Below are 10,569 nucleotides of genomic sequence, written 5' to 3' on the forward strand. Positions count from 1 at the left end.
AAGGTTAAAAAATAATATGGCAAATCTAGAAGGAAAATTAACTTTCAACCGTCGTAAATTTTTAAAAGCAACGGGACTAACTGCTACCGCCTTTGTCGGCGCCAATTTGTTATCTAGCTGCACCCCAAAAACACCAGCTGCTGAAATACCTGAAGCGCCCGCGGCGCCCACAGAAGACCCCAACTCACAGAGGGCTTCACAGATTATTAAAGAAACAGTCGAAAAATATCCAACTATTGAATCCTTGGCAGGAGATCCAGAGGAGTTAAAACGAAAAATGACCATACCAGCCGGATTAAGCGACGAGGATTTCGCTCAAGCATGGATTTCTGGAATCGACCTTGTTTTTCAGATGGGACACCCCGATGATCCAGAGTTCACCATGGGAACAAGGATAGATGCCTATAGAGAAGGAAGAGAAGAGTCTGCCGAAAAGTATGCTAAAGTACTCGTGGATGCCTACAAAGAGGCTGTAATTAGTCCCAATGAGAATAGTTCTAGCATAGATGAATATATTGAGTTTTTGAGAACTTTTGCGGCTTCATCGGTTTGCTGTAATGCAGCGACAAGCTCTGTAGCTTACCCTGATTCTGACGACAAAGAGCCATTTCGTTGGTCTGCTACTCTTGACACTTCGTATCCTAGTGAACAAAGTGAATATGGCGGTCGCACTGTAACGACTAGGGTAATTAATTGGTCTATCCGAAACAACAGAGACAAAAACCGTATAGGCAAACCAGGCAGTGAATTGTATCTAGACGCTACCGACTATCCAGAGCGTGCAATGCATCAAACAACAATAGTAACTGAAGTAATTGACGGACGTGAGACTCTCGTTGATTTAAAAGGCGATTCTGTTATATAAACTTTCAATCTAAATAGTGGCTTTCTTGCCAATCTCAAAGCTTGAAAACATAACCATCTTAATGCTACTATTAGGGTGGTTATGTCTAGTTTTGTGCAAAAAATAGTAATTGCTGTGTTCATTACTAGTATTTCTATAGTGTCTGCAGGTCTAATACAAACAAGCCAAACGTACGCTGAATCATTTGATAAAGACAATTTAGACCACCATGTAAAGCTTTATTCGTATTATCAGGCATTATTATCTACAAATGAACAATGCGTTTATAACAACATGCGATCGATCATAACTCGTGGAACTGGTCCAGGAAAAAACGCAGCACCCGATGCCGAAGATTCTCCTGGCAACGAAGGTAAGACTTGGTTCGGATCTAACCAGAAGGTTTGGGTATGGCCGCGCACCCAAGTTACATGCGCCGAAGCTATGAAGCGACTTATTGATATGAAATCTAGCGATGCACAGCGATACGCCAATTTCTTAACTGGCATGAATGGTAAATTTTGGGACGCAGGAGATTATTTAGATTGTGAAGCAGGAACTAAAAATACAAAACCAACTTGGGTAATCGTCAACGCAGCGACTAAAGCCTCTGATCTTTGCGGTCTAGAACCTGCAAAAAATAGAGCAGCTGGTGGTGATTCACGTCTTAGCCGATTTAAAGCTGCCGTCGGTACTGAACCTACACTTAGTAATGCAGCTACGTTTCACGCTTATTACAGCGCCCTAAATAATACTGCTATATGCACCACTCGCGTGGTACCAGAAGCTGAACGTAAAGAATATAAAAATATAAATAATGGTGTTGGAACAGCTACTTCACCTCAAATAGCTACAAGACTTGGTAGTACAACTGTTTCAGATTATAAATCATTTTATTACGATATCCCTAGTGTTGACTCAACAGGTAAAGAGATTACGCTATTGTATGAAGTAGCTCTCAAGACCGACACAACCACCATCACAACCCCCGTACCTCCTGGAGGTTATGCACCTTCTACGTCAATTACCACGACAGACGTACATGCGATGTGGTCTGGTTCAGGCGGTAATTTAGATTGTGTAACCATGGCGGCTTTATTACATCAAGATCCATATAAATCAGATTGGCTGAAATGGATGCAAGAGCATAAGTCAGCCGCATCGTCTGTTGCTAGCTCAACAAAAAAACCAAGCTCAGAACAGCTAAAGCCTGGTGAGCCTAGTGGTTCTAGTGGTGATGGCACCACGCCAAAAGAAGAAGACCAAGAAAACTGCAAAATCGACTATATCGGCTGGTTCATCTGTCCGGTTGTCAACACTCTGGCCAGTATGTCTGAGGGTGCACGGGCACAACTAATTAATATGTTAACTGTTGACGCCAAGAGTATTCTAGGCGACACTTCCGAGGGCTCTGTCTATTCGTATTGGTCAAAGATTCGCGATTATGCAAATATCCTTTTCGTGGTATTCTTCCTGTTTGTCATCTATTCGCAGATGACTGGATATGGTTTAGATAATTACGGCATTAAACGTATGTTACCTAAGCTAATTATCGGCGTAATTGTAGTCAATGCGTCATTTTATATATGCGGATTACTAGTAGACCTGTCGAATGTCGTCGGGTCGAGTGCTTTCAACTTTGTCTCGACCACTGCCGTCGGCGATATACCAGCAGGCGAGTGGTCAAATAGCGACAGTGGCTGGATTAACAAAATCGCTGGACTCGCTCTAGTGCTAACGGTCGGCTATTTTGCGCTAGCAGCGGTAATTTCGATGCTACTATTCGTAGTGATCACAGCAGTAACTACGATTTTCTTGCTGGGCGTGCGAGAGGCTATCATAATCATGTGTATCGTACTGTCGCCGCTAGCATTCGTCGCGATGATAATGCCAAATACCGAGGGATTGTACAAAAAATGGTGGAGCGCTTTCAAGGCTGCCCTGATGGTCTACCCGATGGTGGGATTGGTCTATGGCGCCAGCAATTTAGCGGCGAGAATTCTCGGTAGCGGCCTTAAGGAAAGCGATATTATTATGCAGTCTATCGTTGCTTTGCTAGTGTTTGCACCATTGCTGATCGTACCGAAACTAGTCAGAAGCGCCGTTGAAATCATCGGTATCGGCGGGGCAGTTGCTTGGCTTAATAAAAAGATGAACAAGGGCCGAGATAGACTGACCGACAAGGTCGGCAAGTGGCGAGAAAACAAACTCACCAGCCAATTTGCCAAGCATCGGCGCGAAAAGGCACAGCTTAGGAACGCTCAGATACGCGGTGGCACTTATCGAGGTAGAGGAGGTATTGCTAACTTTAGAAACTGGCGATCGGCAGCCAATAGAAGACTTAATGCTAAGAGCGGCGATTTCGGCCAGAAGCGCAAACTAGGCGGCTCGGCAGCAGCCCTGGCAGAGGACAACGAACGCATGAAGGCGGCTAGCGCTTGGATCGCTGATAATAATATGTCGTCTGATCGTTTGGCCGAAATAGCTACCGGCTTCACGAGAGACAAAGATGACAACATAGTACCAGTAGATTTGAGCGGCATATCATCTTATCAGCGGCGTGCCGCCATGCAGGCTCTAGCCCCGCATATGACCGGTAAACAAGCTGCTGACCTAGCCATAGCTTCCGCCTCATTCGGGGACACCTCGCTACAAAAAGAAGCTGCCAATGCCATTGGTCAATCTGGCGCCAAAAAAGCGCCATGGGTAGGCGGCAAGCAACTCGAAGCTATCCGGCAGGGTACTTACGATGAACAAGCAGCTATGAGCGATTATATCGAGAATAACGTTAGCGGCGAAGGCTTAGCTAATGCTGGCGCAGAACAGATTAGAAAAATGAGAACATTTGCGCAAGATGCCCAAAACAACGGCAACAACTCATATATGGAATCGCTATCCAGAGCCCGCGCTGATCTAGAAGCCGACGCCAAACGAGCCGGCGGACTTCAAACTGCAGTACGCCGAGAGATTAATGATATTCCTTTACCGCCAAATCATGGTTCTGGCGGTGGTCAAGGCGGCTCCGGTGGCGGAGGCGGTCGTAACCAAGGTGGAGACCCAAGATCTGGCGGCGGTGGCGGTCAGGGTGGTGGCGGTCGTAACCAAGGCGACGGCCAAGGCGGTTCTGGCGGCGGTGGCGGTCAGGGTGGTGGCGGTCGTAACCAAGGTGGAGACCCAAGATCTGGCGGCGGTGGCGGTCAGGGCGACGGTCAAGACGGTGGTAACCAAAGCGGCTCCGGGGGGGGCACGACGACGCATAACGGGCAAACATTCACCCAAACCAGCAGCGGATTATACATACCAAAGCACTAGCAGCTACATAAAGTATTCTTATGCGCTATAATAAGCAGTATGGCAGAATATAAAGTTGCACAAGACGTCGAAGCAGAAGACAAGCTGATCGGACCGTTTAGCTTCCGACAGTTTATCTACCTGATAATTGCTGCTGTTGCTGTTGCCTTAGCTTGGGGCTTGGGTCAGATATTTATCGGTTTGGCAATTATTCCTTTGCCAGTTATCATATTTTTCACCGTGTTGGCGCTGCCGCTGCGCAAGGATCAGCCGATGGAGATTTATATAGCAGCTATTATCTCTTATAGACTGAAGCCGCGCAAGCGCATTTGGTCGCCCGATGGTATCGAATCGCTTATCGAAATAACCACACCAAAGGTTGTCGAGGAGCATTTAACAAAAGATTTATCGCAAATGGAGACCGAAAAGCGACTGTCGTACCTAGCAGATATCGCCGACACCAAGGGTTGGTCGATCCGCCATACAACCGAACCAACCCCGAACAGTTCGATGGTGTCAGACCAATATTACGCAGCTCAGCAGACAGTTGGTATGCTCGACGAAGACGGCAGTGTCGCCAGAAAGTTCGACGCTATGATTTCGCGGGCAGACCAAGAGCGCCACGACCGAATTATCCAAAATATGTATTATCAAGCGCAGACGCAAGCGCCAACACCGCAGCTGATAACCAACCAGGCGGCACCGCCTCAGGCGCCTCAAGCCTTTGATAATGATGACGTCGGTGATACGGCCGCGCAAAACGATGAACATTTACCAAAGTTCAACCCTTACCCGACCATTCACCAATCAGTTATCCAGCCTACGAGCCAGCAAAGCAACACAACCGCCAACAGTCCTATTCAAGCTAGCTCAACAGAGCCAACCAAGCCAGCCGAACCAACAGCAAACACTAGCGCAACAGCGGCTTCAGATGATATAATTAGTTTAGCTAATAATAGCGGCTTGTCGATCGCCGCCCTGCAGCACGAAGTAGATCGAGTCAAACAGAAGAAAGAAGACAGCGAAGTATTCATTTCGCTGCGCTAGGCAAAGAAAGGAGTGGGGGTGCCGCCAAACAATTTACCGCCGAATCAAGCACCAATGCCAGCGCCAATGCCGCCGGCTATTGCTGGTTCTGGGCAAAATATCGCGGCACCAGGCAACCCCGCTGGCAATCCTGACACACCATCATCGACCGACCCGAAAAATAGCAAAGGTAAAGAACAGCCAAAGGCCACTAGCACCCAAAATTCCCTGATTTTTTCAGAATTACGCGACAGCATGGTGGTGATGAACGACGGATCGTTTCGCGCTATCGTTGCTTGCAAATCAATCAACTTCGACCTGATGAGCTCGCGCGAACGAGACGGCGTCGAGCTAAGCTATCAAGATTTCCTTAATGCTTTGTATTTTCCAATTCAAATATTCATTCGCTCGCAGCGGGTTGATATCGGCCCGTATCTCGATAAGCTCGATGCTCTGCGGCGCGACCAGGACAACATGCTGCTAGGCGTATTGATGGACGATTATATCAACTTTATCGATGTTTTGTCGCAAGAAGCTAACATCATGGACAAAAGCTTTTTCGTGGTTATTCCGTATTTTCCGACTGGTGACGTTACCAATATCGTCCAACAGAGCAAGGGGATATTCTCGATATTATTTGGTAGCAAAAAAGAAAATGTCACCAAAATCGACACCCAAACCTACGCCAAAGCCAAAGAAGAAATCAAAAACCGCGTCGATTCGGTGATTGGCGGGCTAATGCGCGTCGGCGTTTATTCTATTCAGCTCAATACCAAGCAGCTGGGCGAATTATATTACAATATATATAATCCAGATACAGCTGTACGAGAGCCGCTTGACGACTTTGGCGATGTAGCGTCGCTATATGTCCGCAAGGGCGAAGGTAATAATCCGTACACCCACGAGGAGGTTAGGTAATGGCCCGTAAGAAAAAGATGGATCCGCTAGATATCGCCGCCCAGCAGCGCGAGCGCGAGCAGGCAGAGGTCGAACAAGCTTTTCTCAAGGGTATGACCACGCTGCGCGATTTAATCGCGCCGAGCAGCCTCGAAATCCATTCGGCTTATTTCCGTATCGGCACCAAATACGGCCGAACTATGTATGTCTATGGCTATCCGCGCCGGTTGTATACGGGCTGGCTATCGGGATTAATTAACATTGATCAAGTCCTCGATATCAGTATGTTTATTTATCCTGTTGATACAGCGATTGTCCTCAAAAACTTGCGCAAAAAAGTTACTCAGCTAGAGGCCGATATGGCGATTAATGCCGAAAAAGGCAAGACGCGCGACCCAGCCAAAGAAGCTGCCCTGCAGGATGCCGAAGAGCTGCGCGACGAGCTGCAGGTCGGATCAGAGCGCTTTTTCCGCTACGGCCTGTACGTGACGATTTACGGCGATAGCTTAGAGGAATTAGGCTATGTACAGCACTCGATCGAGACATTCTTCGGGCAAATGCTGGTTTATAGCAAAACCGCCTCTAGCCAGCAAGAACAAGGCCTCAACAGTACGGTGCCGCAAATGAGCGACCAGCTGCAAATTCGCCGCAATATGAACACTGGCGCCGTCAGCACCAGCTTCCCATTCACAAGCGCTGATTTAACCCAAGAAAACGGTATTTTGTACGGTATCAATATGCATAACAACGGCCTAGTGATTTTCGACCGCTACACCCTAGAGAACGCCAACATGGTAGTATTCGCTAAATCTGGCGCCGGCAAGTCGTTTACTGTCAAGCTAGAGGCTCTTCGCAGCATGATGATGGGCGCCGATATCCTGATTATCGACCCGGAAAACGAGTACCAGCGGCTAAGCGACGCTGTTGGCGGCAGCTATATTCGGCTCAGCCTCAGCAGCGACACGCGAATTAATCCTTTTGATCTGCCAAAAGTTATCGATAACGAAGAAGCCGACGACGCCCTGCGCGCCAATCTAGTGACGCTGCACGGGTTGCTGCGGCTGATGCTGGGCGGAGCTTCGGCTAATAGCGCTGGTATCGGCTTATCGCCATCCGAAGAGGCCGACCTCGACCAAGGCTTGATTGATACTTACGCTCGCGTCGGCATCACTAGCGATCCATTGACGCACACTTCAGTACCGCCGACAATGGGCGACCTATATGATACTCTGTTACACATGGGTGGTACCGGCCCGCAGTTGGCGCAGCGCCTGCGCAAATACACCACTGGTACGTTTGCTGGTATCTTTAGCCAGCAGAGCAATATCGATATTAACAACAATATGGTCGTCTTTAACATTCGCGACCTCGAGGACGAATTGCGGCCGGTAGCCATGTATATCGTCCTTAGCCACATTTGGAATATTGTCCGCACCCAGCAGAAAAAGCGCATGTTAATCGTCGATGAGGCTTGGCAGCTGATGAAATATGACGACTCGGCGAACTTTATGTTTAGTTTAGCCAAGCGCGCTCGTAAATATTACCTGGGCCTGACGACTATCACCCAGGACGTCGAGGACTTCATGGGCAGCAAAATGGGCCGCGCCATTGTTTCGAACTCATCAATGCAGTTACTACTAAAGCAATCGTCGAGCGCCGTTGATGTGCTTGGCGACGTTTTCAAATTAACCGAAGAAGAACGCAAGCGCCTAGCTAACTTTCCGGTCGGGCAGGGGTTATTCTTTGCCGGGCAGAATCACGTTCATATCCAGATTGTTGCCAGCGACACCGAAACTGGCTTGATTACCACCAACCCGCAAGCAACGCTACAACAAGCCGCCGCAGCCGCTGCCGAAGAGCAGACATAATAGCTTAAAAAGGTTATAATAAGATTATGCCGCTAGGTACAAGAGAAAGACCAGACACCAGCCGAGACAACGCCGACGACTTTGACCAGTGGGAGCGTCAGATGCGACCATCCACAGACCAAGGCCATGCCGACGATTTCGACGCCTGGGAGCGCGAAATGTCGCCGAGCCAGGCGCACTGGGATGATACCGTCAGCCGAAATTTGTCGAGGATGGAGAACAAAAAACCAACCAAGCATAGCGGTGATTCCGATAGTCCTAGCAACGGCGATACCGCCGGTAATATCGATGGCAAAGAGAAGCAATCGCAGCAACAAGACGGTTGGCAAGATAATACTTCGAGAGATCTAAACAAACCCAAAAAAGACAAGGGTAAAAAGGGTGGTGGTTTCTCAGCTATGAGTAACCTCAAACGATTTGGTCCGACTGGCGCGGTAGCAAGCATGCTAATAGTTGGCGTCGTTGGCATAGGTTCGTCAACTAGCATTATGGGTTCTCTACTAGTAGCTATCAAAGAATCAATTGTCACCAATGTCGATCAGCAGCAATACACATCATTATCCCGATCAAACCGCATATTGTCGCGGCGTTTAGCTGATGAAGCAACAGCTGGGTCTTGCTCGTTAGTTAAAATTGCTTGCCGTTACACCAAGCCGACCGACTATCAGCTCAAGCAATTAGACAAAGCTGGCATCAAAGCTCTCGACGAAGCTGGCGAGGTTATAGAAAAAGGCAAGCTAGTCGGCGGACAGCGGCCAGCCCACTACATGATAGACGGTGAAAAAATATCTGCTAAAGATTTCAAAAAAACGTTGCGCACCAACCCTAAGTTCCGCAACGCTTTCAGGCGAGCCTTTAATTCGCGCTGGGTAAATTGGGTTGACGATGCCGCAGTCAAATTCCTCAAAAAAATAGGCGTCACCAAAAAAGTAGCAGATAAACTAAACGATAAAAAAACCAGAAAAGCTTTAACTGAGGCAACAGACGAATTAACAAAAATTGAGGATAAAGGCGGCGACAAAATCAAGAAAGAAATTGCCGATGAAGCCGGTGATTATGCTAAAAAAGAGGCCAAGAAAGCCACCAAAAAGAAGGGGAACGACGTCAAGCTAATGATGGCTCAGGGAATCTGCGCGGCAGCCAAGGCTCCAAACGTAGTAGTTAATATCAATAAATCTTTTCGAATCGCTCAATACGCCAAGCTGTCTTATACATTTTTGACAGCCGCCGATGCCATCAAAAAGGGCGAGGCCACCCCGGAAATGGTTAACAATGTAGCAACTATTCTTACTCAAACATATACCAAGAATGACGGCACCATCAAAAAAGCTGCTACCGACTCTAAGTTGATGAAATATACGCTAGGCCTGGGTACTGCTGGCAGTTCATCGCCTTACATACCAGGAGTTGGCGGCGCGCTGGCCACATATCTCGGCGTAGTCAACAGCGACTCTGTGAAAACGGGATGCGATCTAGTCGGTTCAACAGCAGCAGAAGTCGGTGTTGAGGTCTTTGATGGTATTAGAGCTGGACTGGGACCAATTGGCTGGGCTTGGGTAGGCGGAGAACTCCTTATCGAAGGCTTATTAACATTTGATACTGTAAAAGAAAAACTCAGCTCAGTAATAGGAGATATAGTAAAGACTTCTATTGAAGCGTTCGGTAGCTGGGTAGATATGAAATCATTAGCAGAGTATTTCCTGGGCGACAAGACCAAAGGGGCAACCGGCACTGATATCGGCGATATCACTGGCGTGGGCTTATCAAACAGCATGGCCGACCAAGCCAGCTACACTGGCAATGCACCGCTAACCGTCCAGCAAAAAGTTGCCTTCGACGAGCAAATTGTTCAGCCCGAGCGTATTGCCCTAGCCGAAGAAGACCGCTTAACACACAGCCCATTCGACATCTCTAGTCCGAATACTTTCCTAGGGTCAATCGCTATACGATTCGTACCGTATCTAAGCATGACATCGAGCCCGTTGGCGTTCGTTTCGGCTATCTCATCGATATCCACTTCATCACTATTTAATTTATTTAATCCATCAGCTCACGCTAAAAATATCATTGACGAAAATAAGTGTACGCAGAACGCCGTGTTAGCCAAGGAGAAGGATATCGCCGTCGGTCCAGCCTGCGACGTTCAATACGGCGTACCAACTGATTATATGGGTATAGAACCTGATCAAGTAGCTAGCGAATTAAGCGCTTCCGGCGATATTGATGAAGATGGCAAAGTAAAGAGTAATAGCGAATTACAAGATTGGATAGACACTTGCAACCAAGCTAGCATTATAAACACCAAAGAATGCACCGTTGACAGCCGGCAGCGCGCCCTATACAACCTATACCAAATCGACAAACGCACTGTCGATGGTATGGATGAGGATCCAGATAAAACGAAATCGGCAGCAGGTTCAGGCTCAGGATCAACCACCAGCGGCCCTGGCGCCACCTTGCCAGATGGCGATGTTATTAGCCTAGCCAAGCAGATTGTCGATAATCCAAATATTACCTACGATGGCGACCAGTTCCAAAATATGGCAAATGGACAACCGGCCTACACTAACTCATTAGGTCCGATAACAGTAGACAAGAGATTGCTTCAAATCATCTTATATATAGCTAACAAATATCCTATAT

Annotated in this window: 6 protein-coding genes; all 6 read left to right on the top strand. The window is 47.8% G+C overall.

Annotation, left to right across the window (positions count from 1 at the left end; genetic code table 11):
* Positions 1-865, top strand: an 865-nt coding sequence (locus G1ANC_RS02405) for a twin-arginine translocation signal domain-containing protein (protein ID WP_206660712.1), incomplete at its 5' end; no start/stop codon positions are given.
* Positions 866-1,138: 273 nt separating this feature from the next.
* A complete protein-coding gene (locus G1ANC_RS04025; RefSeq protein WP_164997980.1) occupies positions 1,139-4,156 on the top strand; it encodes a hypothetical protein in 3,018 nt (1,005 codons plus the stop codon).
* A gap of 39 nt (positions 4,157-4,195) precedes the next feature.
* Positions 4,196-5,182: a PrgI family protein gene (locus G1ANC_RS02415; RefSeq protein WP_129693436.1), complete on the top strand. Its 987-nt coding sequence runs from the start codon at positions 4,196-4,198 to the stop codon at positions 5,180-5,182.
* A gap of 18 nt (positions 5,183-5,200) precedes the next feature.
* The gene (locus tag G1ANC_RS04130; protein ID WP_206660713.1) at positions 5,201-6,079 is read left to right on the top strand and encodes a hypothetical protein; all 879 of its coding nucleotides are present in this window, start codon (positions 5,201-5,203) and stop codon (positions 6,077-6,079) included.
* Entirely contained in the window at positions 6,079-7,926 is a 1,848-nt protein-coding gene (locus tag G1ANC_RS02425; RefSeq protein WP_129693437.1) for a VirB4-like conjugal transfer ATPase, CD1110 family, read from the top strand. Before G1ANC_RS04130 ends, G1ANC_RS02425 begins: the two co-directional genes overlap by 1 nt.
* Positions 7,927-7,952: 26 nt before the next feature.
* Positions 7,953-10,569: hypothetical protein (locus G1ANC_RS02430; RefSeq protein ID WP_164997981.1), on the top strand; the 2,617-nt coding region annotated here is incomplete at its 3' end.

The organism is Candidatus Nanosynsacchari sp. TM7_ANC_38.39_G1_1 (assembly GCF_004138385.1).